Origin of the sequence: Thalassospira sp. CH_XMU1458, assembly GCF_037027205.1 — a bacterium.
Taxonomy (GTDB): domain Bacteria; phylum Pseudomonadota; class Alphaproteobacteria; order Rhodospirillales; family Thalassospiraceae; genus Thalassospira; species Thalassospira tepidiphila.
In genome coordinates this window covers 272,603-298,428 of sequence record NZ_JAYMDW010000002.1, presented here as the reverse complement: position 1 = coordinate 298,428, position 25,826 = coordinate 272,603, and the positions used below count along the sequence as shown (strand labels likewise).

Here is a 25,826-nt window from a genome sequence, read left to right as displayed (position 1 = left end):
AACCGAGCCGTGAAAAACACTGTTTTGAAGAAAGTCGCCTTTGGCACCTTTGCCGCCACCCTGCTGGCAACTGCCGCCCTTGGCCTGACTGCGCACACCGCACAGGCCAGTGACGATTATTGCAACGTGCCTAAATCCGAATGGCAGAGCATGGATGCGCTTAAGGAGAAACTGACCGCCGAAGGCTGGGACGTCCGCAAAATCAAGGAAGATGAAGGCTGCTACGAAGTCTACGCCGTCAAGGCCGATGGCAAGAAAGTCGAAGCCTATTTCAACCCGGCGACCTTTGAGCTCGTCAAGGAAGACGACTGATTTTAATCGCGCCTCCCTCGGGTGAGTGCGGCTTTGACCGATAGTTTGTCCCCCGCCTCCGTGCCTGCCTGCACGGATGCCCTCGGTCAAAGCCGCCTCTCTGAAACACCTAAAAAACGCATTCAACAGTCAGGAGCACGCATCATGTCTGTCAAAGTATGGGACCCGTTTGTCCGCCTGTTTCACTGGGGCCTGGCGGCAAGTTTCGTCATCGCCTGGATCACGGCCGATGAATGGGACAGCCTGCATCAATGGGCGGGCTATGCCGCGGGTGCCCTGATTGCGCTGCGCCTGATCTGGGGCCTGATCGGCACAAGATATGCCCGCTTCACCCAATTCATCAAAAGCCCCCGGGCAACACTTCAATATCTTGGCGATATCCTGCGCGGAACCGAACCCCGTTATCTCGGCCATAATCCGGCCGGGGCGGCGATGATCGTGGCCCTGATGCTCGCCATGGCGGGTTGTGCGCTGACGGGCTGGATGTACACCACCACCATGTTCTGGGGCTCTGAATGGGTTGAGGAAACCCACGAGGCGCTGGCAAACGGCCTGTTGTTCCTAGTGCTGCTGCATGTTGGCGGCGTGTTGCTGGCCAGCCTGCGCCATCACGAAAATCTGGTCCGCGCCATGATCACGGGCCGCAAGCGCCACCCGGCAACGGATGACGTCGCCTGACCCGGAAGCACCAAACTTAACGCTTACCCTGTGACATCCTGAATTAAGGTTTGTCCCAACTCAAGGCAACCGCGTCCACCCCTGGCCGGTTGCCTCTTTTTTTGCCCCGTCATTCCCGCGCTGGCGGGAATCTGGACACAGTAGGCCTCAGCAAAAAGTTTACCGCCCAATCGGCTTGGCCGGATTCCCAACAACCGTACTGCCCGTCGCAACATCGCGCGTCACCACGGCCCCGGCGCCGATGATCGCGTCATCCCCAACCGTGATCCCCGGCAGAATAATCGCCCCGCCACCGATCCAGACATTGTCGCCAATCGTGACTGGCCGGGCGATTTCAAGATGCTGTTTGCGCAGTTCCGGATCGCGATGATGATCGGCACAGTAAATCTGCACATTGGGGCCCAGCATCGAATGCCGCCCGATCTTTACCGGTGCGGTATCCAAAATCACGCAGCCGACATTTAAAAACACGTCTTTGGCCAAGTGGATATTCACCCCATAGGCACAATGAAACCGCGCCTCGATCCGCACATCATCCGCACATGATGCAAATAACGCGCGCAGTTTCGGCCCGATATTGCCGCGCTCTGCGGGATAGAGCACGCTATGTTCATGGCAGGCCTCAAGGGCGCGATGGCGCATCACGGTGAGTTCCGGATCAAGGCAGGAATACCAGTCACCGGCCTGCATTTTTTCAAGTTCGCTTTGGGCCATGATGCTCAGGGACGTTGTTCAAGGACGTTGTTCAGGACGGTCATCACGTTACGCCCGATTGCGGGCAACTGCAATCTGCACCGCACAGCACACCTCCGCCACCCACCACCATGGCCCACAAAGCACATCGAAACTTACTTGCCCGTCACATGCGCCAGTTCCGCGCCATGGGTTGCCAGCGCATCACACGCCTTGGCCCAAGCCGGGTCGCTGTCATCAAATGCGCTGCGCAGATAGGCCGCACTCATCCGCTGGGTCACGGCAAGGCGATCGGGATCCTCATCGTCGGCTTCCTTGGCATCGTAGCCTGCAATACCACCCAGCCCGTGCTTGCCGCCTTTAAGCGTCAGCAAATAATCACCACCCGGGCTGCAATGGAACGGGTCGGTGTGCCATGCCGCCCCGCGCGTGGTCAGGTGCGGGTTATCGTCTTTATCCCCCGCCACCACAAGGGTGCGTGTCGTCATATGGGAAAAATCGGGGTTAAGCGCGGTATAGTTCGCACGCGCATGATCGCTAAGGCTCTCCCCGCCATTGCCGGGTGCCGCCAGCAACACACCAACCTTGATCCGCGGCTCCCGAAGGTTGACATCCTGTGCATCCGGATCGGCGGCATCGGTCAACCGCGCGCCGAGCAACATCCCCACCGTCTGTCCGCCAAGCGAATGCCCCACCGCCGCAATCCGGTCATGATCAAGTCGCCCCTCAAGGATCGAGTGGACGGCTTCGATGTCGGCCAGATGATCAATGATATGCTTGAAGTCCTCGACCCGCGACCGCCAGAAAAACGGTGCACCCGGTGCGTCCGGCCCAAACCCGGCAACTTTCGAATTGCCGTGGGTCGGCTGGATCACGGCAAAGCCCTGCTCTGCATAAAACTGCGCCAGCGGGCCATAGCCGTTCATCGACGGAATATAAAGCGACGGCCCATGCCCGTGCGACAGCAGGATGATCGGAAAATGATCGCCCACCGCTGGCAGGGTAATCCGCATTTCAATCGGCTGCGGCCGATCAGCAACCGGCAAAATTACCGGACAGATCGAAAGGGTCGGCACCGCATCCCGAACCGGAATATGACGGGCACTGGTGATCAGATTGTTCATGAAAGGCATCCTTGTTTTGCTTGGCGAAACCATCGATTTCGCCTATAAACCAACAAACGGAACGATGTTCCTGTTGCTGATTTAAATACGGAACACTGTTCCGTTTATCAAGCATGAATTTCAACACCCGGACTCCGTCCGCATGCGATCACGCTGGCTTATTGTGGAAAAACAAAGCGATGCAGGAAGAAACCACCGGCACAAAAAAACGCATCCGTTCTGACGCCGCCCGCAATGAAGACGCGGTGCTGGAGGCCGCCAAGACGGTTTTTGCCACTTCGGGCGTCGATGCGCCGGTGCGTGAAATTGCCAAAACCGCCGGGGTTGGGGTCGGCACGCTCTATCGCCGTTTTCCCAAACGAAGCGATCTGGTCGTTGCCGTGTTCAAGCGCGAAGTTGATGCCTGTGCGGCCGATGCCAAAACGCTCGCAAAGGACCACCCGCCGGGTGAGGCCCTGTCGCGCTGGCTCAGGCGCTATTGCCGGTTTATCGTCACGAAAAAGGGATTGGCGTCGGCCCTTCATTCCGGCGATCCGGCCTTCGATGCCCTGCCCGATTACTTCCGCAGCAACTTCGAACCGGCGCTTGAAAACCTGCTGGCTGCGGCGGCCAAGGCGGGCCAAGCCCGATCAGACATTGATGCCTATGATCTGCTGCGCGCGATTGGCAACCTCGCCAGTGCCGGAAGCACCTCGGGCGGCAAGGCGGGCAGCAAAGCGGGTGACGATCCCGAACATCATGAAGGCATGCAGCATACCTATCGCATGCTGGATCTGATGATTGATGGCCTGCGCTACGGCAAATCGGGCTGACTGGCCGACGACAACGCCCTAAACATAATCCGGCGCAAACTGTTCAAGATCAAGCGTCGGGGTTTTGCCGATATCACCGCGATGTTTTTCAAGGAACACGCCCGCTGCCTCGCGCCCCTTGTCGCGCAGCATGGTCATGAAATCCCATTCCGCATTCATCTTCGATGTGTGATCAAGCTCCAGCATCACATCACTGGCAATCAGATGCACGCGCATGGTGCCCCAACTGCTGGCTTCGCATTGATGGGGCGGCATGTCCTTGCGGATCACCGACATCATGCGCAGCTCCTTGACGAGGCTGCTGTTAAACGAAATCTCGTTCAAACGGCTTGAAATCTCGTGCGAGGTTTTCGGGATCCCCGGCCGTTTGACCGGATTGATCTGTACGAGCACCGTGTCATTGGCCGAACATTCCCGCACCAAGGGGCCAAGGCTGGGATTACCGGAATACCCCCCGTCCCAATAGGGCACGCCATCAATCTCGACCGTCTTGTAGATATTGGGCAAACAGGCCGATGCCAGCAAAACATCAAGGCTGATATCTGGGTTGCGAAACACCCGTGCCTGCCCGGTTTCGACATTGGTCGCGGTGATGAAAAGCTTGGTCGGGCTTTTGTTTAACAAATCAAAATCGACGACATCTTCCAAAAGCCCCGCCAGCGGATTATCCCCCGCCGGATTAAGGTCATAGGGCGAAAACGGCTTCGCACTCATATCCAGCCACTGATACATCGGCGAATTGCCAAGCGACCAGTTGCCGAACAAAACATCCATCGGGGAACGTTGCAACGGACTGAACCGCGCGGCTTCGGAAACCGCTGACCAGAACCGCTCAAGATCCTCGCGCGCCCCGTCATGACCGCCCTTGCAAAAGCCCGACGTCACCACGGCCGCATTCATCGCCCCGGCCGACGTGCCCGAAATCGCCTCAAGCTCAATCTCTTCATCCTCAAGCAAGCGGTCCAGAACGCCCCAGGTAAACGCCCCGTGCGATCCCCCGCCCTGCAGGGCAAGGTTGATCTGTTTGCGGTTACAACTGACTTCTCTGTCAATCGATTTATCAAGGGACTCCGTCATGTTTACTCCAGCGAGTGATGCATCCGGTTGTACTCATTCACATGATATGCCGCGAAAGATCGTGATTTCCAGAGAATAACGATGTTTTCCGAAAGGCGCTTCTATGCACGAGTATTATACATCTGAAACAAATATTTAGCGTCTACTGCAAAAATCCTGTCAGCTTTTCCCTTATTACAACCGCAACCTCAAAATAAAACTTTTAGTTGATAAATATTTCCTATTAATAAACCTTAAGAGACGCCCCACATCAACCAATGAGGGAAAAATTATGTTTAAAATACTATCAATTGATGGGGGCGGTATCCGCGGAGTTATCCCGGGCACTATCTTGCAACACATCGAAACCGAGATAGGAAAGCCAATCTCGGAAATTTTTGACCTGATTTTCGGAACGTCAACAGGTGGCATTTTGGCGGCAGGGCTGACAGTGCCCGGCGCAAACAATAAACCGAAGTTCTCTGCCGCAGAAATGGTTACGTTGTATACCGAACATGGTGCCGACATCTTCCACCAATCGCCTTGGGACAAAGTTAGCTCTGGAGGCGGCGTATGGGACGAGCTCTACTCGCATAAGAATCTCGAACAACTGTTGAAACAACGTCTTGGCGAGACTGAGTTAAAAGATACGTTATGCCCAATCGCTCTGACGAGCTATGATATCGAACTCAGACAGCCGTACTTTTTCAAAACGTCGCGTGCTCAAAAATCCTCAGGTCGAAACCACTTACTTCGAGATGCCGCTAGAGCTACGTCGGCAGCGCCTACTTATTTTGAGCCAGCCGAGATCATGAGCCTTTCACGCCCGCAAGTAAGACGCGCCCTTATTGACGGCGGTGTTTTCGTCAACAACCCCACGATTTGCGCATATGCCGAAGCAAAAACACTATCTTACCGTGACGAAGATCTGCTCGTCGTGTCTCTCGGTACCGGAGTAGGAAATTGGAAAATTCCCTACGACGATGCGAAGGACTGGGGAAAAGTTGGTTGGGTTAGACCACTGATAAGCGTGATGATGGATGGTGCATCAGACGCTGTGGACTTCCAAATGAACCAGCTTCTGCCAGGGAACGGCAGCGGTAAAAAACAGAGATACTTCCGTCTTGATACCGATTTGAAGCTGGCAAGCGAAGAGATGGACGACCCTAAACCGGGCAACATCCAAAACCTCAAAGATGAAGCTAACCGGATCATCGAAGAAAACACAGCCCAGCTAGAAACTCTTTTCAAGCTACTAGACAAAAAGTGATGAGACCAAGACCGTAACAGGCAGAGGGCGCTTGAAACGTTAAACAACGTCCTCTTCCGTCTGTTTCGACTTGTCCGGCGCCTTGCCCCCGGTGCCTTTAAGGTCAGCAACCTTGCCCAGAAGATCAAACCAGAACGGCGCACCTAAACTCATCGCTGCAATCGTGATCAGCCAGCCAATGATGGATTTAAACCATTCCGCACCCGTGAAAAACGCCGCAATGTTTGCCGAAAAGCTCGGCTCTTTCCAGCCAATCGGAAACGATTTCAAACTGTCGAGATTGGTACCTTCAAGTTCCGTTACACCTTCCTTGCCCGCGGCAACCGTCGCCTGCGCGGCAATCTCGGTCCGCAGCGCCTCATTGGTCCAAAGCGCCTCGGCAACATGAATGGTGCTGGCATTGGTCAAGATCACGACCACGGCGGAAATACCAAAGATGATCGCTTTGACCTTGCGCTTGTACCAACCCGAAATGCGGGTCATCCCCTCATCAAACCAGCTGGTCAATTTTTCCTGCAACTCGTTGGCGACATTCTCGCCTTCGGTTACCAACGCCGTCAAAATGGCCGCAAGGTCACCGTCGTCCTTCTTGTCCGCAACATCGCCTCCCGCCCCTTGCGGCAGCTTGGCGATCAGGTCGCGGACTTCATCGGCTTTCAAGGAGACAAAGGACTTGTCGCCCTCGTTCTTCGCCAGAACCTCAAGCAACACAGTGCTCAATGTTTCGGGCGCGATATAGGAAGGCCGCTTCTTGTTATCCCGCGACAGGTTCTTGATCAGGGGATGGGCATAAACCGCCTTGGCGTATTTGTCCCCGACCAGCCGCTTGATACCCTCTTCAAGGTTGGTTGATCTCAAGCCAAAGAAACTCGCAACCCACTCCTGTGCTGCGGATGCCACCAAACTCAATGTCACGTAGAAAAAGATCAGCCCCAACGCGACATCAATCACCGGATGTTCAAACATCACAACGTCCCCCCCAAACCTTCCCAAAGGCTGGGTGATGTTATATCAGATTTATATCAGTGATTGAATGAATATAGAATAAAACAACCCAAAAATCAATTTTAGATTGATAAACACAACACTATATTAGACAATTACGCCATCCTTAGGCCAACCTAGACTTAACATTTAAAAAGAGACTTGGATGATGTCCAATTTGTTTCTTCGCTTCTCAACAAGCATTGCGTACCTAGGACTTGTCACAAAAGGGATAACATTACTGCTGTTATCCTTGGTCTATTTATCCTCATTCCTATCAATGAACAGTGTTGCCGACAGTGCACCCACTTCTCAATTTTTTACATCTTTAGGAATCACTGTAATCCCAATATTTTTGGGTCTAGTGTGGTCAATTCACAAGTGGTTTACTGATGGATTAATAAAGAAAAACGGGCTGCGAATCTCGTACAACAAAAATAACGAGGACGGTAGTAGTTCCCATTATGCTCTCACACAGACTATAATAGGGTTGTCCGGTGAAATTCAGAGCCCTACTACGTGGAAGCTCATGGAAGTCCGCTTGCTGGAAGGCTTCTTGGTTGTAACCGCTCTCTGGTTGTTGATCTCGCTGTTCGTATTTGAAAATCACCCAGTTCATAGAGTGCTTGATGCAGCAGGAATAGCCTGCGACCTGCTTCCTTTCTGCGGTTGATTAAACAGACGTCTGGGTCATCAACATATTCTCAATACCACGTCAAACTGGCCGGAAGGTCCTGTTTTGGGGCGAGTGCGATCACCTGATCAAGGAACAGCCGCGCAATCGGCGACAGGCTTTTGCTTTTGCGGGTAATCACGCCAATATGGCGATGGCGTTCCGGGGTGGTCAGTGGCACAAACACCAGCTTCTCCGGTGCCGCCATATCTGATACCTTTGCTGCCAGTTCCGGCAGAACCGTAATCCCCACCCCTTCGGCCACCATGGCGGCCAGCGTGATGGTATTGGATGTTTCAACAATCGGGCGCGGCAGGATCGGTCCGGTTGCGCCCAGGGCGATATCGCTGCCTTCCTCTGCACTACTGGCGTTCGGATCAAGTGAGCGCAGCACCTTTTCCTCGGCCCGCATCGCCTTTTGCGCCCGGGCCAGAACCGTTTTCGCCGCCGGAATTCCCGCCGCCACCGCATAGCGCACAGCAGGGCTCAGGACCGGCATGGTGTCAGATGACAGATCGCTGGTGACACCGGGCTGCGCCATCATTGCGCCCGTTCCAGACTCAGGACCCAACCCGACAAGCTTCTCGCCGGTCAAATCCGACCAGCGCAAAACAGATTTTTGCGCAAAGGCATGATCGGCCCGGCACAGCACACCGAACCGGTCGGAAAACAGCGGGCGAAAAGCAATATCAGGAAGCGCCTGCCACTCCCCTGCAATGCCGAAATCGGCGGCATTATTTGCCACTGCCTCATGCACTTCACCGGCATTGCGTTCATCTAGACGAATGCGCGCATCGGGATGGGCCGCCACAAATTCGGAAATCACCGCGGGCAAAATACGCGTCAGAACCGATGGGGCTGCTGCAATCGTAATCTTGCCCCCTACACCCTTGGACAACGCATCAAGGTCACCAAGCGCCTCTTCAAAATCGGCCAGCAACCGCCTGGCAATCGGCAGGAACCGCTCGCCGGTCTGGGTCAGCGCCACCTGACGCGTCGTACGATCAAAAAGGGCGGCCCCGGTCACATCCTCAAACTGGCGAATGGTCGCGGTAACCGCAGGCACACCAAGGCCCAAAACCCCGGCCGCAGCGGTAAAATTCCCCTGATCGGCAACTGCGACAAACACGCGCATATGACGGATATTAAGCGATGACAGCATGGTCTTGATCGTCCGTTTCGGTTAACTCCCCTGCCCGATCAAGAGCATAGCGCCCGAACCGGATTTGGGAAAACGGTTATTGGGATGACGCCGCAGCAGTCTTATCCAACGTCGGCGGCACGGTTTTGATTGCGGTCACGGTTGGATGGACCTCAATCAGGCATTCGCGGAACACGCGCGCCATGCGTGACATCACCGATTGCGGGAAGTTGGCGACACACATGGCGATCTTGAAGCTGAGCAGATCGGGACGAAGGGCGCGCATTTCACCGCGCTCCACCCATTGCCGCGCGAAATGGGTTGGCAGGAAGCTGACGAACTTGCCGCTTCGGATCAGATAAGCCAGCCCTTCCATGTCATAGGCCGTCGCACTGGGCGGATGCTTGAACAGCGACTGGAACGCCAGCGCCACCGAATAACCGCGCCGGGCGTATTTCTGTTCGGCCAGTTGTTCGATCGGCATTTTTTCATGGGCCTTTTCAAACAGCGGATGCTCCTTGCCGCAATACATCGTCTGTTCTTCGTGAAAAAGCTGCTGCATCTGCACGGCTGCGTTCATCGGCTGGTTGGGCATGACGGCGATTTCCATCTGCCGACTAAGCAACGCGTTTTCAATCTGGTTGGGCGACACCACGACAAAGGTCGGATGTACGCCGGGTGCGCGTTCATGAAACAGCGCAATCGCGCGATCGAGTTTGCAATTGGGGTTTTCGACCATGGCATCGACCACCCCAATGCGAAGTTCCCCCACCATATTGCCGCGGATGGCCCCGACCTCGGCCCGGAAAGAGTCGGCCGCGGCAAACAGTTTGATCACCTCGCTATAGATCTTTTGCCCATGTTCGGTCAGCGAAAAGCCCGATCGCCCGCGCCGACAAAGCTTGACCCCCAACCGGGTTTCAAGGGCGGACATCTGGGTGCTGATGGTCGATCTTGAAATGCCAAGCTCGTCCTGTGCGGCGGTGAAGCCGTTGCTTTCGACGATGGTTCTGAAAATCCGCAACTGGCGGAAATCGACATCACTGAGCGGCGGAAGTGTTACTGACATCGGCGCTTGACCTTCGTGAAAGCATTACGTTGAAAAAATCAGACGTTTAGTTTGAAAGTTTCATATTATTGAACACGTCGCCGCGTGGCAATCTTCGTCCAAGCTTTTGAGATAATTGCCGTGTCCGCGCTCACCCCACCCGACCGCAACGGCATGCCACCACCATCGCCACCATCGCCACCGCGCTAGGACCTGCCTTCATGCCCAACACTGCTGACAAACCTGATACTGCGTCCGCTATTTCCTTTGTACCGCCTTCGGCGATGACCCTGCCGCGTTATGCCGGGGTGGCAAGCTTCATGCGCGCGCCGCATTTGTCGCTGGATACCCCGGCCTTAAACGAGGTCGATATCGCCATGGTCGGCGTGCCATGGGATGGCGGCACCACCAACCGTCCGGGTGCGCGGCACGGCCCGCGCCAGTTGCGCGACCTGTCCACCATGATCCGCCCCAAACATCCAGTCACCAGCCAGAACCCGTTTGAAGACCGCAATATCGCCGATCTGGGTGACGCGCCGGTCAACCCGGCCGACATCATGGATACGCTCGAAAGTGTCACCGGCTTCATCGCCAAGCTGAAATCAAAGGGCATCACGCCACTCAGTGCCGGTGGCGATCATTTGCTGTCCTATCCGATCCTGAAGGCGTTGGCATCTGATGGGCCGCTTGGCATGGTTCATTTCGATGCCCATACCGATCTTTTTGACAGCTATTTCAACGGTTTCAAATACACCCACGGCACACCGTTCCGCCGCGCGATCGAGGACGGCTACCTTGATCCCAGGCGCGTGGTTCAGATCGGCATTCGCGGCACGATGTATGACGGCGAAGATGTTGAATGGGGCCTGAAACAGGGTGTTCGCATCATCCGCATGGAAGAAGTCATTGATCGCGGCATCGACGATATCATGGCCGAGGCCCGCGACATTGTTGGCATGGATAAGACCTATGTCAGCTTTGACATTGATTCTGTCGACCCGGCCTTTGCACCGGGCACCGGCACGCCGGAAATCGGCGGTTTCACCAGCCGCGAGGCGCAAAAAATGATCCGGCTGTTGGCCGGTCTAAACCTTGTGGGTGCAGACCTTGTCGAGGTCTCGCCCCCCTTCGATCCTTCGGGAGGAACAGCCTGGCTTGGCATTTCGCTCATGTATGAATTGCTGTGCGTGCTGGCCGGGTCAAACGCCACCAGAAACCCGAACCGAAAATCGGGCTAAGGCCAAATCAAAGAAACCAAAGTCTAAATCAGAGAGCATCTCACACCGGAGACACCATCCATGAAACGCATTCTTTCGAAAATCTGCCTGTCGGGTGCGGCACTCGCAACCGCCTTCTCGCTGTCCACCGCCGCCTCGGCCGAGGAACTGACCATCGCGCATTCGACCTGGGTCGGCTATGGCCCGCTTTATATCGCCCAGGACGAGGGCTTCTTTGAAGAAGAAGGCCTTGATGTCAAACTTGTCGTGATGGAAGACGTCAAAACCCGAATGCCGGCCTTGGCGGCCGGCCGGATTGATGTTGCCGTCACCACGATTGACACCGTGCTTGGTTTTTACACCGACGACCATCCGCTGACCTATCTGTTTGCACTTGATGATTCACGTGGCGGCGACGGCATTGTTGCCAATGCCGACATCAAAACCATCGAAGACCTCAAGGGCAAAAACGTCGCCTATACCGAGGGGTCTGTTTCGCAGTTCTTCCTGAGTGTGCTTCTCAAGGAAGCTGGCATGAGCCTTTCTGACGTCAATTCCATGAACATGTCGGCCGGTGATGCCGGTGCGGCCTTTGTCGCCAAGCGCGTTGACGCCGCTGTAACGTGGGAGCCGTGGCTGACGCGTGGCAAGGACACCGAACATGGCCACCTTCTGATCGATAGCTCCAAGGCACCGGGCCTGATCACCGATATCGCGGTCACGACCGAGGAAACCCTGGAAGCCCGTCGCCCGGAAATGGAAGCGCTTTATCGTGCATGGGCCAAGGCAATCGCCTGGCAGAAGGCCAACGAAGAAGCCGCCGACGTGATCATGGCAAAGGGTGTTGGCGGCTGGCTTGAAGATCCGGCGGTCTTTGCTGAAACCCGCGCGGGCATTGCGTTTTATGATGATGCAATGAACAAGACCTTCATGGATCCGGCCAACGAAGACGGCATTGTCGGCACCATTGCCAATGCCATGACCCTTGGCAAGGAAAGCGGCCTGATCACGCTCGAAGCTGATCCCAAAAGCCTGCTGGCTGCTGACATCGTGAAATAACAAACGTCACCACGTTCAAGACTTAAAAAGAGCAAGCATCATGTGGACCAGATCCCTCTTCTCGCCCAAGACCGATATCGACAAGGGAACCTATGTCACCCTGTCGTTGATTTCGGTTGCTGTTATCCTGGCCCTGTGGTGCTTGCTCACCTATGGCGGGATCACGCCCCGGGACTTCCTTGCCGCCCCGCATGAGGTGGTTCAAGCCGGCATCAAACGCATGGCCAATATGTCTTTGTTTGAACATATGTGGGCAAGCCTTGTTGTCATCCTGTCGGGCTTTATCCTGGCCTCGATCTTTGCCGTGCCGATCGGTATTCTGATGGGCAGCTTCCGGGCGGTGCAGGCGCTGATTGAACCGATCACCGGTTTCATGCGCTATATCCCGGTTTCGGCCCTGATCCCGCTTTTGATCCTGTGGATCGGCATCGGGATCGAACAGAAAATCATGGTGATTTTCCTCGGCACCTTTTTCCAGCAGCTTATTCTGATTTCCGATGTTTCAGCCCGGATTTCCAAGGATCTGATTGATTGTGCCTATACGCTGGGTGCGGATCGCACGCGGGTTGTGACGCGCGTTCTGGTGCCGGCCTGCATGCCCGGTGTGATGGATAACCTCCGCGTCACCATGGGCTGGGCCTGGACCTATCTTGTGGTGGCCGAACTGGTCGCGGCCGATACCGGCCTTGGCTATATGATCCTCAATGCCATGCGCGGGCTGTTTACCGATGTGATTTTGCTCGGTGTCTTTACCATCGGCATCTTGGGCCTGATCACCGATTTCTTCTTTAAATGGGCACGCCGGCGTTTGCTGCCCTGGTCTGCCGATTTTTAAGGGGCGATACAGTCATGAGCATGCTTTCCCTTCGTGACATCACGGTACGGTTCGAACCCAAGGGCAAACCACCGGTTCTGGCCCTTGATGACGTCTCGCTTGATGTTTCCAACGATACCTTTTCCGTCATTGTCGGCCCGTCGGGCTGCGGCAAATCCACGTTGCTGCGTCTTGTCGCCGGGCTTGAAACCCCGACATCCGGGCGGCTTGAACTCGATGGGCAGCCGATCAACGGCCCGTCAGCCGATCGCGGCATGGTGTTTCAAAGCTACACCCTGTTTCCCTGGCTCACGGTTCGTGAAAACGTCATGTTCGGCCCGAAGCTCAAGGGCCTTTCAAAATCCGAATGCGAAGACATCGCCGATGATCTGATCAAGGCGGTCCATCTTGACGGGTTTGAGAAATCCTATCCCAAGGAACTCTCGGGTGGCATGCGCCAACGCGTGGCGCTGGCCCGGGCCCTTGCCAATGATCCGCGCATTCTGTTGATGGATGAACCGTTTGGCGCGCTTGATAGCCAGACCCGTCAGATGATGCAGGAACTCCTGCTTGATGTCTGGCAAAGCCGCCGCAAAACGGTGCTTTTCATCACCCACGACATTGACGAGGCAATCTTCCTTGGCGATGAAGTCCATGTGATGTCCGCCCGTCCCGGCCTGATCAAGCAGTCGCTTGATATCAGCATTCCACGCCCGCGCCATATCGATGCGCTCACCAGCCCGGAATTCATGGATTACAAACGCACCATCCTGTCGCTGATGCATGACGAGGCGATCAAAGCCGAAGACGCCGCCAACCAGCGCAAATCGGCCTAAAGCCGTCAAAAAAGCACGGCAAAACAAACACCTGCCTGACTTGCCACCACCCGACAGGCTCAGGCACAGGGAATGTGCGGCTCACAGCAACCTCCGCACATTCCCGATTCCATTGAAATGCAGAAATCCACCGCTCCCGAGTGCTAGAAGTTGTGTTAGCTGTGGCACTGTTCCTGAGCTGAGCTGAGCTGAGCCGACCCCAGCCCAGCAAAGGTGGCAATGTTTATATTGGCGACGCTTTCGGCCCCTTGGCCGGCAATCGCGATGTTGCCCTTGGCATTGAGCGACATATCATCGCCGCTTGAATTTTCGACAGAGGCTTCATTCTCAAAAAAAATAAACCTACCTCTTCTCCCTTAGAAGTTACTTGGTTGCAGGTTTTGATGACAGAAGATAGAGAAACTCGCGCATAGCATCAGGATCATGATCAATCAATCTCTGGTATAGAAAATTATCATCAGCCAGAACAGGGTTCATTAACACGTCCCGGCCTTCACCTAAGTTTGTTATGACGAGTCCATCCAGGGAGGGATCTACTAAATCACATTCTGATTCAGGCACACTAATAAAGCCCGGATAACCATCTTCGGGAATGACGCAGTGATATCTTTCTCTCTTTCCCTGAAATTCCGCCCAATAGACCACGTAAACTTCCTGAGTAAACTTGGTATATCTCTCTCTTATCTTCATGAGGATATCTTACCCGCCGAGAGGGTAAACAATTTTAATATCATATGGCTGACCTGTATTTGAGTTATATTGATAATGGATCGTGACCCGCTGCCCTGTCTCACTAACCGTTGTCATTTCCATTTTCTGGAAACCGTCAGAAGCTTGGAACCTTGGATCATTATTGAGATTTTGCAGCACTCTGCCAGCAGCTGGGTTTTCAACAACACCAGTCCATAATGATTGTTCTTGCAGGTTTGTCGGTGAGACTCTCTGTCCGTTCGACGCGGTTGAAATCGCACTGTAATCGATACCGTTATCAGGCAGCCCCTTATTTGTACCATTTGGCCCGCCACTCGACCAATTCTTATTGATCTTCGCGCGAACGGACGCCAGTGAGGTCAAACGTGTTGCGGACCCAGCCAGCACAGCCGCGACAGATGCTATATCCTTGATATTCTCAATGTAGTCCGGCTCAACCACACCGGCACGAACCCCCTGAGCCCGGACTGTTTTGACGAGGCCGTCTACAGAATTCTGATACTGCGTAAAATCATCCAAAATCTGCAGGGCATAACGCAAATCATCTCCGCGGAATTCGCCCGAGAAGATAGCCTGTTGCAGTTCGTCAAGCTGAACAGTGGTCTGTTCGGAAATATATGTCAGCCCGTTCAGAACATCTTGCTGGGCTTTCGCGGGTTCGCTACCAAGGTCTGGATCAAAGGCAGCCTCCGTCAAGGCCCGGAAGGCTGCGGGAACAGCATTGTCGGGATACGATGGCGCAAGAACCGCTTCGTAGAAATCTGCATTCGGCAGAATGTGATCAGCGTAGCGCGCCCTGTTGAAGAACGCGTTATCCGGATCAAGGAAGGTTACCTGACGTCCATATTCATCTGTAAAGGTCTGATCTTTGAAATGGTTTGCCAGTATCGCGCTCGCCTCGTCATCCGCGGCGAACATTTCGGCATAGGTCGCGTCAACATTCCGCGCCGCGGCCCGCCCCAAACGGCTTTCCCATTCATCGGCAGTGAACTCGCCTTCTTCTGCCAATTCTTCCGCCAGCTTACGGATAGCAACCCGTTCCTCGGTATGAAGCTGCCGGTTATAGGTTGCGGCCTGCTGGGCCGTGAAGGATGCGGTATTAACCGCATCGGCATCCCCGCCTGTCAGGGCAACGGCAATCGCACCAGCCAAACCGGCCAGCTGAATACGGGTATTGATGTCATCACTGATGTTTTCAAGGCTATCGCCCAGCACCTCCTGCAACCCGGCACCAATCGCACCTGCGGCACAGTTTTGACTGGAAAGCTGCCCAACGCCACACCCGGCAATCGCATGCATGACGACTTTTCTTATGTCGCCTTCATCAAGGTTCCACTGATCAACACCTGCCAGATCGCCGATCTTGGTTGCCAATTGGGCGGAAGCGATGCTGGCAACCGCACTGATCAGATTGGATTTTAAAGTATCGCCAATATCCGTACCGTTGATCGCAGCATTGGCGACGGTATTTGTCAGCGCCCGGATCGACTGATAGGCAATCTGATCACTAATTTCTGCCGTTTTTCCGACGTCAATACCGAGTTCAGCCGCAATTCCAGCCGTCAGGCCAGCAGTGACCATGCTGGTGGCAAGGGAGCGCAAGGTGGCTGAGGAACCAAGTTCTTTCAGAACAGCACCAAGATCGCCTTTGTTGTTAATCAGTGAAATGGCCGCCGTGCTTGCCAGTGCTGTGAAGCCCGCGGAGACGGCGGCAGTAACAACGCCGGAGGCAACAGCCCCGGCACCCATGCCCTGGGCTGCCATTGCGCCCAAGGCGGCTCCTGCACCTGTACCCATGCTAATCGCTGTAACTGCAATCGCAATAACAGCGGCACCAGCACCACTCAGGCCTTCAGCCTTGTAATCCCAGCTTCGATGAACTTCTTGAACCGCGTGCCACGTGGCGTCATCACGCGCCATCATCTCGCCCATCCATTCAAGGCCAGGCGTTGCAGCAAGGGCTGTGACGGATTCCTCAAGATTTCCGGTATCGCGATATTCAATCACAACGCCGTTTCCAGCATTGACGATCAAGCCGCCATCGGCGGTGATTTCCGTCATCACAACGGTTTCATCGATATGACCGGTGTCGCGATTACTGAACCATGCGAAGTTTGATGATTCGCGGATTTTATGTTCGTAAAGGGAATCCGTGTTCGAGAGCAGCGCAACCTGGCCTTCTTCTGCCGAAAGCGTGGTTTGCTCCCCACTGGACAGCTTTGATGCCTTGATCAGAACATCACCGTCTTTTGAAACGACGTTCAGAGCTCCACCAGCCTGCAGGGACGAGATGACAGATGTCAGGGCCTCGCGCGTGCCGGAGTTAAAGGAACTGCTTTTGCGTCGTTCGCTGTGCTGGTATTCGTAATCCTGAAGAGCAACGACCTGTATGTTGCCATCTGCTTCAAGATCAAGGTTCCCGCCTGCTGAAATCTGGCTTCCGGCAACCGTAATGTTATCGCCAGATTTGATTGCAAGGTTTCCACCAATATCAACATTGGAGCCCTGATTGTGCGTGCTACGTTGCTCAAGGCTGAACCCCGGAACCTCATAGTCAACATTGCGCGAAATCTCGGTCGCCGTGAAGGCAACATCCCCACCCGCGTCAAAGGTAGCATCCCCACCAGCGGAAATATCCGCTCCCTCATTCAGAATATCCCGGCCGGCCTCAATGGACAGTGAATTGCCCGCCGCAATCTTGCCACTGGACAGCAACATATCCTGATATCCAAGGCTGCCGGTTAGGCGATCAGTGGCCGACATATTGATGACATCACCTGTCGCCGCGACGAGACGCAGATCGTTCCCTGCGTTGATCGTCCCGCCCGCATTGATGATCGATCCCAATGCAGTAAGCGACATGTCATCGGTCGCCGTTATTTTCCCGGAATTGGCAATTGAATCAGCGAGAATATTGACGTCGGCGGCCGCAATAATTGCGCCTTCCGCTGTTATATCTGCCTTGTCGCCTCCCGCCAGATAAAGCTTGGGCACAAGGACTGTCTGTCCGTTCACCTCTTCTTCAACGTACCAGACGATGCTTTCGGTCAGGGCCGCAATCTGATCGGCAGACAGAGCCGTGCCAACGCTCAGGCCAAGCCCCTGTTTCTGGGCCGCCGCGGCTTCGATAAGCTGACGCATTTGGGCGGCATCATTTTCTGCAGTATTCAGAAAACGTTGGCCGGTTTGAGCAATAACTTGTTCGCGGACCAGGCGCGTGTCGAAGAACGCGTCACCAAGTCGTTTTGGCAGATCCTCAACGACTGATTGGTCAAAGCCAATCTGATCAAAGAAATAATCAGACCCATAGAACGTACCGAAATCGGTATGTTCAAATCGCGTTTCATACACATAGTTTCGGTCTTCGGGCGCTTCTGTAAAAAGACCCGGTGTCGGGGGCACATAAACACCACCGTTCGGTACAGTCGTAACAGGAATATTTGCCGGGTCGGGTATTGAATTGACCAATTCATCGACATAGGAAATGCCGTCCGATGGCAGGCTGACCGCCCCCTGAACGATTGTGGTGTTATTTACCTGTCCGGTAAACGAGCCACTGAACGTTCCGCCCGCAACGATTTGTGCGTCATGACTGTCGATGATGTCTGATTCAACAAGTTTACGCGCATTGGTAAACTCGAACCACTTGCACGGACCGCCATAGCATCTCGTGAAGCCATTCGATGCCGAAGCTGTATGGTAAAGCCTTCTTGTAATTTGCGCGCCAACATTAGCAAGAGACGTGCCTGTAAGCTCAATATCCCGACCTGCTTGGATCTGGCTCTTGTCGTTGCTTATCGTTCCGCCCGTGACGAATAGATCGCGGCCAGATGAAATAACAGACTCAGGAGAATCCTGACTAACAACGTCCTGATAAACCTCTACCAAAATACCGTTTGAACTACTTTCAGTAGAGTAGTAGCTGGTATAATTGCTTTTCCACGGATGAGGGACATGAGCAACACCGCTTCCAGGGAAATAGGCGCATCCTTCGGGGCTTATTCCAGCACCAGGAACTGTATTACAACCCGGATGCGTCGTTTGATTGGCGGCATAACGCTGTTGAAACGTTCGCTGGCTCGATGTTGAAAAAGCAACTTTACGATTAAGCAACTCATCGGTCTTGATCCGAATATCGCCTTCAAGGCTTTCAATCGTGGCAGAGGCATTGTCAAGCAACGCCATGTTTCCATCATCAAGGCCAACCAGCTCGATATCGCCACCGGCAATCAGGGTTCCTTGGTTATTAAACAGCGTGTCACCGACCAAAAATGACAAATCACCTGCTGCAAAAACGATATCTCGGTTTTCGAAGTCTGAGGTGACGCTCAGGGCCAGATTTTCAGAAACCTGAATCTCGCCATTATTGACCAGGGTTTTAATTGTTCCACCAAGATCACCGGCAATAGAAAGCTTGCCATTATTTATTAACTGACCACCAACAGTCAGCTCCGCAGGTCCGGCTGAGTAAACCTCTTCACTATCGACCGTCAGATCATTTGCTGCACTTAACCGCAGCCCGCCACCGCCAACAAGTCTCCCCCCAACGACAAGATTGTTCGTGCTGGCAACATCGAGTTTTCCTTCGGCTTCAAGCCCCCCCTCATTCGTCAAATCAGTTTGAATAATGATGTCGGCATCAGACTTGATAAGACCGGAACCAAGATTATTGAGTGTGTCCGAAACAACAGAGACACCACCATTTCCGATGATTGTCCCGGTATTTTCGGTATGGTTGGTCTCAATATTAGTTTGCTGACCGCCCTTGATCTTGCCCTGATTTTCAAGCCGCGCCGTTTCGATCTGCAAGTGATCTCCACTTACAGAAGCTTGGCTCTGCACTTCAATTGCGTTATCGGCCTTGATCTGGGTAGTTTGCGACGCCTGAACGGTTCCTGTTACCGTAACGCTGTCCGCAGCGGACGCGACCGAGATATTTTGTGCCGAAGTCAAGTTATTGACGCTGATCTTGCCATCAGCGGATATCGTCAATTCGCCGCTTGACGCAGCAAGATCACCCGCAACCTTAACCCCCACGCCCTGTTCCGTACCGACCAGCCGAATACGATTGGCATACATGCCGCCAAGTAAACTTGAATCGATCGAAATATTTGGCTTCTCAGGGATATCTGATTTCGCAACGGCCTCACGAGAAACATAATTTACCGTATTCCGTCCTGTGATTATGGACAGATCTCTCGCATGCAGATCTGCATTGATTTTGGCGGTACGGCTGATGATGTCGAAATAAGGAACGTTTGCGGCATTGAGACCCGCCCCGTCGATCAGAACATCGCCAGTATCAACATCCACCCCCAGAAAGTCACCACTGCTATCGAACTGCGGAAGACCTGTGCTGAATGTTGCCCGCGGTGTATTGATGAACCCGCACCCGTTACAGGTTATGCCACTGGGGTTGGCCAGAACATATTCAGCACTTTGTCCAAAAATCTCCTGATAGCCAAGCAGATTGGACCGGCTTGCACCCGTGACCTCGTTCAGGATCAGTCGCGCAGAACCTGACGTCAGATTTGCATTCCCCGCGATCACGCCACCCAGTTGGGATTGTCCAACAGTCCTGCTGTTATTCAGGATAAGACCTTCAACGCCAACGTTGAAATCCTTGAACTTGTTATGCGAAATGCCAGCGCCATTCGGATTGGCAATGTTTACAATCGGCACACCATTGCGTGCCGCATCAAGGGAGGCCTGATTGTTTGCTGCAGCCTGATTATCCACAACAACCTGCGCCATTACCGGCTGGACAACAATGACAGCACTAAGTGTTACGCTGAGAATTTGTGTAGCAAACGACTTGAGCATGTTCCCAGCCCCCCTTAAAACGCCACAGTGGCGGAAAAATAAACTTCGGAATTGCGATGATTGACGAATGAAGGTGCATCAATCGCTTGGGCATATGTCAGGGAGAGATTGAGGTTGGGTCCACGAATTTTAAAACCTGTCGACCAGCCCGACAGCCGGCCACCTTCGAGGGGTTCCGAAACATCCTGGGAAATCACACCATAATCAAACCCGACAAAAGGCTGGATTTCGCTAGCCACTCGGGAGACTTCGGGCTGGGTAACCGGAATACGAACAGCGATCTCATTGCGAATAAAACCGCCGATATCTCCGCTGATTGAACTTTCCTTAAAACCTCGAACTGTACTGAGACTTCCGACAGAGATGCGTTCCGTGCCATAAAGGGTATCCGGGCTCCACTGACCGCGGGCACCGGTTGTCACGCTCAAGGGCGTATCCAGAACGTCAAAATTCTGAATGACAGTGAGGTCAGCGGTGTATTTCTCGAACTGGGCTTCAGGTTCGTCAATACCCCTGTGATCATCTTCCTTTGCGCCAAGAACCTTGAGCCCCGCCTCATAACCAACCGACGCAGAAACCAAACCTTTCCCAAAACGGCGACTATGGTTGACGTTGAGTCCAAGAATGGTCAGACGACGACTACTAACTTCGAGCAGCACATCCTCAATATAGTTTTTCGTTTTTTTGTAAGTGAAAGAGGAAGAAAGCGTGGTTTTACTTGTTTGGTCTCGATGCAACACGCGATCAACATCCGCGCGCCATGTGGTTGACCTGCCTGAGCTCTTAAAATCCTGAACCGATCCTTCTATCTGGTTTCTGTAGTCAAATTGATTGGCAGACAACGACAACAACCAATATCCATACGGAACGGACAAAGATGCGCTCTTGCTTCTGCTGGCTTTAAGGGTGGATGCGGGTTCGGTATCCTGAGCGTAAGACAGGCTGATCAGATCATTTATTCCAAACCAGTTATAGGTTTCTCCTCCGTAGGATTGCTGTAATTCACCAGTCGCTTCGCTGCCGGAGTTATTAAGCCCTGCGCTGGCTCGCCAGCTTTTACCGACCTGATTACTGATAACAGCGACGGATTTCCCCTGCTCTGAACCAGGCTCAAATTCTACCGTTGCATTAGAATTCGGCAGTCGGTTGATCTGGTCCAGTCCCTGTTCAAAGTCCCGAAGATTAAGACGCTTTCCCTGCAAACCTGGGAAAGCAGAAAGCATTTGTCCGCGTGTTAAGGCCTCGCTTGCGGATGGAGATATATCCTCAACCGTTCCCTCAATCACGATCAGCTTAAGAATACCAGAACCAAGATCCTGCGCCGGAACATAAGCTCTTGTCGTCACAAAACCATGTTCAACAAAATAATCCGTCAGAATTTCAATTATTTTGTCGATGTCGGATTTACGAATACATGTCTTTTCAAATCTAGATACCAATGGTCGAAGGTCTGTGTCCCAACCTTCAATTTCGATATGTTGTAAATCGAAACACGGTGCATTCTCTTCGCTATCAGGGATATCGGGAAGAACCGGCTTTTCATATCCGGGAGGTAACTGACGGGGAATCAACGGATCCTCAGACCGGAACTGTTCCTGTTGCTGCCGCAAAATCTGGTCTTGCTGGCGAATGATTTCATCACGCTGAGATGGTGTTTGGGCCTGCGCCGTAGTAAAAGACATGCAAGCAAAGAGCAGCCCCCCTCCCCATATGCAGCAACGAACAAAATATCGACGCGCGGAAGAGTTAATCCGATTAAACTTGCGGATTGGCTGTTCGGTCTGCCGACCACATTTAACGGCGTTTGACTTCATCGTACTTAGCGATTGCACTCAGATCAAAAAATGAACGGCAACATCAGATTTTTCTGATTTAAATGACTGTGCGTCATTTTTTCTTCGCTAAGACAAAATTCAGAAATCGAAAGTGACGAGCGTCACAGAAAGTTGAATTCGATTGATAAAGAAGACGCCAACAATAACCATAGGTTTCTGTTGGTTATACTCCACGGCTAGGACCTACTCCAACGAGGTAATTCCAAAGAACGTTGTATGACCACCGTTCGTCAACTGGCGCCACTCCAAACGTGAAGATTTGAGAGGCAAAAAGAAACAACCGGAGAAAGGAGACAGCGGTGAAAACACAACAAAACGGCCCCGCTTTCCACTCGCCCAAACCACCGTGCCTGTTGCAAGGAAATTGGGCTTCGAATTACAGTGCGGGACCAATTGTATGAGGATTTGAAATCGGCGATTTCCGCGCTTTTGGGTGGCCGGTTCTGAGCATCTTGCCCGGCGCTTTGATTATTCACTTATTTTGAATAATCTTTCGGAATTTTCGATTTGTCTATTCAATCGCGATCAGGTCAAATGGGTTTGTATGCCAGATCGGGGCGTCGGCCCGCACCGGAAAAACCCGATAAAAGCATATGATAATATCATAAGAGTATTGAGAGAGCCTGATGTCCGTCCCTGCCCCGGCTGCCACCCCGGTTACCAATCCGGCCACCAATCCGGTTACCAACGCTTCGAACAAAAGCGTGATCAAAAAGCTGCCAGCCCTGACCCCGGATCGGTCGCTGGACAGTTTGACGCTGGGGTTTCTTAAAACGCTGGAGGCCGAGGGCAAGTTTGAGGGCGAAATCCATGCCGATTTCCCGACCCGCCTGATCAATGCCACCGATAACAGCGTCTATCAGGTGATGCCGACCGCCGTGCTGCAGCCCAAAACACGTGATGACATCAATGTCGTGATGGAACTGGCGGGGCGGGAGAAGTTTTCCGAGGTCAAAATCACCCCGCGGGGGGGTGGGACCGGCACCAATGGCCAGTCGCTTAACAACACCATCATTCTTGATACCTCCAAACACCTGAATAATATCCTTGGCTTTGATGCGGAGCGCGGGCTTGTGCATGTGGAACCGGGTGTTGTGCTGGATCAGTTGAATGCCTGGCTGAAGCCATATGGCTATTTCTTCCCGCCGGCCGTGTCGACCGCAAGCCGCGCCACGGTGGGCGGCATGATCGGATCAGATAGCTCCGGCAAGGGATCGCGGATTTATGGCAAGACCAGCCATTACATCCATGACATGACCACGGTGCTGATCGATGGCACGGATTTCAATACCCGCGCGATGACAGCAGCCGAGGCCAAAGACACCATGACCCGCGCCGACCGGGTCGGGCAGCTTTATAAAAAGGTCCATGACGAAATCGCTCCGCGCCGCGATCAGATCAAATCAACCTTCCCGGAAATGAACCGCGGGCTGACCGGCTATAACCTTAAGGAAGCGGTTTCGGATACCGGGGACATGAACCTGTCGTTCCTGATTGCCGGGGCCGAGGGCAGCCTTGGCATGGTCAAGGAAATTACCTTCCGCGTCATTCCGTTGCCCAAGCACAAGGCCGTCACGGTGGTGCGCTATGACAGCTTTGATAGTGCCCTTCGTCACGTCAAAACGCTGGTGCAGTTTGACCCGGTCGCGATTGAAAGCATCGATGACAAGGTCATGAAACTGGCCGAGCAGGATGAAAGCTGGCACATGCTGGGAAAGCTTCTTGGCACGGAAAACAGCAATACGCCGACACGCGGCTTTAACGTCGTCGAGTTCGTTGGCGAGACGGAGGCCGAGGTCGCGGCCAAACAGGCGGAATTCAAATCCTACCTTGAGGCCAACCCGACTGAAGACTTTGCACCCATCGGCTTTGTCCAGGCGACCGACCCTGCGCAGATCGCCGCCATCTGGTCGATCCGGGCCAAATCGGTGGGGCTTTTGGGGAACCTTGAGGGCAAACGCCGCGCCACACCGTTTGTTGAAGATACGGCTGTGCCGCCGGAAAACCTTGCCGATTTCATTGCCGAGTTCAGAGCACTCCTTGATGCCGAGGGGCTTGATTACGGCATGTTTGGCCATGTCGATGTCGGCTGCCTGCATGTCCGCCCGCTGCTTGACATGATGGATGAAGAGGATCAAGCCCGCATCCGGCGCGTTTCGGACGCGGTGGCGGAGCTTACCAAACGCTATAACGGCCTGATTTGGGGCGAGCATGGCAAGGGGTTCCGCGGTGAATACTCCCCCGTCTATTTCGGGCCGGAGCTTTATGACGTGCTTCGCCGCATCAAGGAGGCGTTCGATCCCGAAGGGCAGCTTAACCCCGGCAAGATCGCCTCGCCCTATTCCAAAGACACACCCATAACCGCAATCGACGAGGCGCCCATGCGCGGCCAGTTTGACCGCCAGATCGAGGATGCGCTGCGTGATGAGTACCTCAACGCGACGCGGTGTAACGGCAACGGGGCGTGCTTTAACTGGGATCTGATGGATGCCATGTGCCCGTCCTATAAGGTCACGCGATCGCGTGTGCATTCGCCCAAGGGCCGGGCCGGGATGATCCGCGAATGGATCCGCCAGCTTTCTGTCGGCACCGATCCGATGAACAAGGATCTGGCCGTCATCAATGGCCGGGACTTTTCCCATGACGTCTATGAGGCGATGGCCGGTTGCCTGTCGTGCAAGGCGTGCGCGGGGCAATGCCCGGTCAAGGTCGACATCCCGGAAATGAAATCCCGGTTTTTGGAGACCTATCACACGCGCTATAAACGCCCGATCAAGGATCATGTGATTGCGTCACTCGAAAACATGGCACCGCTTCTGGCAAAGGCACCGGGGCTGTTTAACGCGTTGCAATCCATCCCGCCGATGCCCTGGATCTTCAAACGCTTCATCGGCCTGACCGATTTGCCGAAACTCCATCGCCAGAGCCTCAAATCCGGGCTCCGCGCCCGCGGTATTGGCAAGTTCAAGCAGGCGGAGTTGGATAGCCTGAGTTCCGATGAAAAGGCCAAGTCGGTGATCCTTGTGCAAGATTGCTTTACCACGCATTACGACACCCATGTGGTGCTGGCGCATGTCGACCTTTTGCAACGCCTTGGATATCGCGTTTTCGTGCCGCCCTACCGCCCGAATGGCAAGGCGATGCATGTGAAGGGGTTCCTCAAACGCTTTGATTATCAGGCGAAACAAAATGACATTGTGCTGGGCAAAATCGCCAAATCCGGCATTCCCATGATCGGGATCGAGGCCAGTGTGACCCTGACCTACCGGCAGGAATACGCCCAGCGACTAAGCAACCGCCCGGATTATCGCGTGCATCTGTTCCATGAGTGGCTGGCGGGCGAGATCGAACACGGCCGCCTGACCCCGCCCAAACTTGATAACAGCGTTAACATGAGCGCAACTGAGGCCCCGGCAAGCCTGTTCCCCCATTGCACGGAAAAGACGTCGCTGCCTGATGTCGGCGTGAAATGGCAGAAGATCTTTGACGCGTTCGGCCTTCCGCTCACCACAGAAAAAACCGGCTGCTGTGGCATGGCTGGCGTCTATGGCCACGAAACCCGCCATCAGGAAACCTCGCGCGAGCTCTATGACCTTAGCTGGAAAAAGAAGGTCGATGCCACCGGCCCGCAAAACATGCTGGTGACCGGCTATTCATGCCGCTGTCAGGTGGATCGTTATGAAGGCGTTAAGCCGCAGCATCCGGTCGAATACCTCGCCAAACTTATTGCATAGGAAACC

General features: G+C 54.0%; 19 protein-coding genes. 9 read left to right on the top strand and 10 right to left on the bottom strand.

The window, feature by feature from the left end:
• Positions 1-9 precede the first annotated feature (9 nt).
• Positions 10-312 (top strand): PepSY domain-containing protein, encoded by a 303-nt coding sequence (locus WBY09_RS08705; RefSeq protein ID WP_336232530.1) that lies wholly within the window; start codon positions 10-12, stop codon positions 310-312.
• A gap of 144 nt (positions 313-456) precedes the next feature.
• Positions 457-990, top strand: a complete 534-nt coding sequence (locus tag WBY09_RS08700; RefSeq protein WP_336232529.1) for a cytochrome b/b6 domain-containing protein — start codon at positions 457-459, stop codon at positions 988-990.
• Between the two features lie 159 nt (positions 991-1,149).
• Here WBY09_RS08700 and WBY09_RS08695 read toward each other — a convergent pair whose 3' ends face one another.
• Positions 1,150-1,704: a sugar O-acetyltransferase gene (locus WBY09_RS08695; RefSeq protein WP_336232528.1), complete on the bottom strand. Its 555-nt coding sequence runs from the start codon at positions 1,702-1,704 to the stop codon at positions 1,150-1,152.
• 134 nt (positions 1,705-1,838) lie between these two features.
• Positions 1,839-2,807: an alpha/beta hydrolase family protein gene (locus tag WBY09_RS08690; protein ID WP_336232527.1), complete on the bottom strand. Its 969-nt coding sequence runs from the start codon at positions 2,805-2,807 to the stop codon at positions 1,839-1,841.
• A gap of 179 nt (positions 2,808-2,986) precedes the next feature.
• Here WBY09_RS08690 and WBY09_RS08685 point away from each other — a divergent pair, with 179 nt between their 5' ends.
• Entirely contained in the window at positions 2,987-3,619 is a 633-nt protein-coding gene (locus WBY09_RS08685; RefSeq protein ID WP_336232526.1) for a TetR/AcrR family transcriptional regulator, read from the top strand.
• Positions 3,620-3,637: 18 nt separating this feature from the next.
• Here the strand turns inward: WBY09_RS08685 and WBY09_RS08680 are convergent, their stop codons facing one another.
• Positions 3,638-4,696, bottom strand: a complete 1,059-nt coding sequence (locus WBY09_RS08680; protein WP_336232525.1) for a patatin-like phospholipase family protein — start codon at positions 4,694-4,696, stop codon at positions 3,638-3,640.
• Positions 4,697-4,967: 271 nt separating this feature from the next.
• Between WBY09_RS08680 and WBY09_RS08675 the strand changes: the two genes are divergently transcribed.
• Positions 4,968-5,945, top strand: coding sequence for a patatin-like phospholipase family protein (locus WBY09_RS08675; protein ID WP_336232524.1), 978 nt, complete (start codon positions 4,968-4,970; stop codon positions 5,943-5,945).
• Between the two features lie 39 nt (positions 5,946-5,984).
• On the opposite strand, the gene WBY09_RS08670 is transcribed toward WBY09_RS08675, so the two are convergent.
• From WBY09_RS08670 to WBY09_RS08660, 3 genes are all read right to left on the bottom strand, one after another.
• Positions 5,985-6,911: a hypothetical protein gene (locus WBY09_RS08670; RefSeq protein ID WP_336232523.1), complete on the bottom strand. Its 927-nt coding sequence runs from the start codon at positions 6,909-6,911 to the stop codon at positions 5,985-5,987.
• A gap of 722 nt (positions 6,912-7,633) precedes the next feature.
• Entirely contained in the window at positions 7,634-8,764 is a 1,131-nt protein-coding gene (locus tag WBY09_RS08665) for a LysR family transcriptional regulator (RefSeq protein ID WP_336232522.1), read from the bottom strand.
• A gap of 76 nt (positions 8,765-8,840) precedes the next feature.
• A complete protein-coding gene (locus tag WBY09_RS08660) occupies positions 8,841-9,812 on the bottom strand; it encodes a LysR family transcriptional regulator (RefSeq protein WP_336232521.1) in 972 nt (323 codons plus the stop codon).
• A gap of 200 nt (positions 9,813-10,012) precedes the next feature.
• Between WBY09_RS08660 and speB the strand changes: the two genes are divergently transcribed.
• Genes speB through WBY09_RS08640 form a run of 4 tightly spaced genes read left to right on the top strand, consistent with a single transcriptional unit; the run spans position 10,013 to position 13,717 of the window.
• Complete coding sequence (speB, locus tag WBY09_RS08655) at positions 10,013-11,029, top strand: agmatinase (protein ID WP_336232520.1); 1,017 nt, start codon at positions 10,013-10,015, stop codon at positions 11,027-11,029.
• Between the two features lie 60 nt (positions 11,030-11,089).
• Positions 11,090-12,067, top strand: coding sequence for an ABC transporter substrate-binding protein (locus WBY09_RS08650; protein ID WP_008891428.1), 978 nt, complete (start codon positions 11,090-11,092; stop codon positions 12,065-12,067).
• A gap of 40 nt (positions 12,068-12,107) precedes the next feature.
• The gene (locus WBY09_RS08645; protein ID WP_336232519.1) at positions 12,108-12,902 is read left to right on the top strand and encodes an ABC transporter permease; all 795 of its coding nucleotides are present in this window, start codon (positions 12,108-12,110) and stop codon (positions 12,900-12,902) included.
• A 14-nt stretch (positions 12,903-12,916) separates the two neighbouring features.
• Entirely contained in the window at positions 12,917-13,717 is an 801-nt protein-coding gene (locus WBY09_RS08640; RefSeq protein WP_336232518.1) for an ABC transporter ATP-binding protein, read from the top strand.
• 155 nt (positions 13,718-13,872) lie between these two features.
• Here the strand turns inward: WBY09_RS08640 and WBY09_RS08635 are convergent, their stop codons facing one another.
• The 4 genes from WBY09_RS08635 to WBY09_RS08620 all read right to left on the bottom strand — a co-directional run bounded on the left by WBY09_RS08635 (position 13,873) and on the right by WBY09_RS08620 (position 21,933).
• Complete coding sequence (locus tag WBY09_RS08635) at positions 13,873-14,007, bottom strand: hypothetical protein (RefSeq protein ID WP_336232517.1); 135 nt, start codon at positions 14,005-14,007, stop codon at positions 13,873-13,875.
• A gap of 73 nt (positions 14,008-14,080) precedes the next feature.
• Positions 14,081-14,407 (bottom strand): hypothetical protein, encoded by a 327-nt coding sequence (locus WBY09_RS08630; protein ID WP_336232516.1) that lies wholly within the window; start codon positions 14,405-14,407, stop codon positions 14,081-14,083.
• A gap of 9 nt (positions 14,408-14,416) precedes the next feature.
• Positions 14,417-20,251 carry a two-partner secretion domain-containing protein gene (locus tag WBY09_RS08625; RefSeq protein ID WP_336232515.1) on the bottom strand — a complete coding sequence of 1,945 codons (5,835 nt, stop codon included), beginning with the start codon at positions 20,249-20,251 and terminating at the stop codon, positions 14,417-14,419.
• Positions 20,252-20,265: 14 nt separating this feature from the next.
• Complete coding sequence (locus WBY09_RS08620; protein ID WP_336232514.1) at positions 20,266-21,933, bottom strand: ShlB/FhaC/HecB family hemolysin secretion/activation protein; 1,668 nt, start codon at positions 21,931-21,933, stop codon at positions 20,266-20,268.
• A 779-nt stretch (positions 21,934-22,712) separates the two neighbouring features.
• Between WBY09_RS08620 and WBY09_RS08615 the strand changes: the two genes are divergently transcribed.
• Positions 22,713-25,820: an FAD-binding and (Fe-S)-binding domain-containing protein gene (locus WBY09_RS08615; RefSeq protein ID WP_336232513.1), complete on the top strand. Its 3,108-nt coding sequence runs from the start codon at positions 22,713-22,715 to the stop codon at positions 25,818-25,820.
• The last annotated feature ends 6 nt before the right edge of the window (positions 25,821-25,826 follow it).

What these genes read in the sequence shown, in the direction of transcription:
- WBY09_RS08615 (WP_336232513.1), top strand. Translation starts at nt 22,713, where the DNA reads ATGTCCGTCCCTGCCCCGGCTGCCACCCCGGTTACCAATCCGGCCACC.
- WBY09_RS08625 (WP_336232515.1), bottom strand. Translation starts at nt 20,251, where the DNA reads ATGCTCAAGTCGTTTGCTACACAAATTCTCAGCGTAACACTTAGTGCT.
- WBY09_RS08660 (WP_336232521.1), bottom strand. Translation starts at nt 9,812, where the DNA reads ATGTCAGTAACACTTCCGCCGCTCAGTGATGTCGATTTCCGCCAGTTG.
- speB (WP_336232520.1), top strand. Translation starts at nt 10,013, where the DNA reads ATGCCCAACACTGCTGACAAACCTGATACTGCGTCCGCTATTTCCTTT.
- WBY09_RS08665 (WP_336232522.1), bottom strand. Translation starts at nt 8,764, where the DNA reads ATGCTGTCATCGCTTAATATCCGTCATATGCGCGTGTTTGTCGCAGTT.
- WBY09_RS08685 (WP_336232526.1), top strand. Translation starts at nt 2,987, where the DNA reads ATGCAGGAAGAAACCACCGGCACAAAAAAACGCATCCGTTCTGACGCC.
- WBY09_RS08700 (WP_336232529.1), top strand. Translation starts at nt 457, where the DNA reads ATGTCTGTCAAAGTATGGGACCCGTTTGTCCGCCTGTTTCACTGGGGC.
- WBY09_RS08695 (WP_336232528.1), bottom strand. Translation starts at nt 1,704, where the DNA reads ATGGCCCAAAGCGAACTTGAAAAAATGCAGGCCGGTGACTGGTATTCC.
- WBY09_RS08690 (WP_336232527.1), bottom strand. Translation starts at nt 2,807, where the DNA reads ATGAACAATCTGATCACCAGTGCCCGTCATATTCCGGTTCGGGATGCG.
- WBY09_RS08670 (WP_336232523.1), bottom strand. Translation starts at nt 6,911, where the DNA reads ATGTTTGAACATCCGGTGATTGATGTCGCGTTGGGGCTGATCTTTTTC.
- WBY09_RS08675 (WP_336232524.1), top strand. Translation starts at nt 4,968, where the DNA reads ATGTTTAAAATACTATCAATTGATGGGGGCGGTATCCGCGGAGTTATC.
- WBY09_RS08620 (WP_336232514.1), bottom strand. Translation starts at nt 21,933, where the DNA reads ATGTCTTTTACTACGGCGCAGGCCCAAACACCATCTCAGCGTGATGAA.
- WBY09_RS08680 (WP_336232525.1), bottom strand. Translation starts at nt 4,696, where the DNA reads ATGACGGAGTCCCTTGATAAATCGATTGACAGAGAAGTCAGTTGTAAC.
- WBY09_RS08645 (WP_336232519.1), top strand. Translation starts at nt 12,108, where the DNA reads ATGTGGACCAGATCCCTCTTCTCGCCCAAGACCGATATCGACAAGGGA.
- WBY09_RS08630 (WP_336232516.1), bottom strand. Translation starts at nt 14,407, where the DNA reads ATGAAGATAAGAGAGAGATATACCAAGTTTACTCAGGAAGTTTACGTG.
- WBY09_RS08640 (WP_336232518.1), top strand. Translation starts at nt 12,917, where the DNA reads ATGAGCATGCTTTCCCTTCGTGACATCACGGTACGGTTCGAACCCAAG.
- WBY09_RS08650 (WP_008891428.1), top strand. Translation starts at nt 11,090, where the DNA reads ATGAAACGCATTCTTTCGAAAATCTGCCTGTCGGGTGCGGCACTCGCA.
- WBY09_RS08635 (WP_336232517.1), bottom strand. Translation starts at nt 14,007, where the DNA reads ATGTCGCTCAATGCCAAGGGCAACATCGCGATTGCCGGCCAAGGGGCC.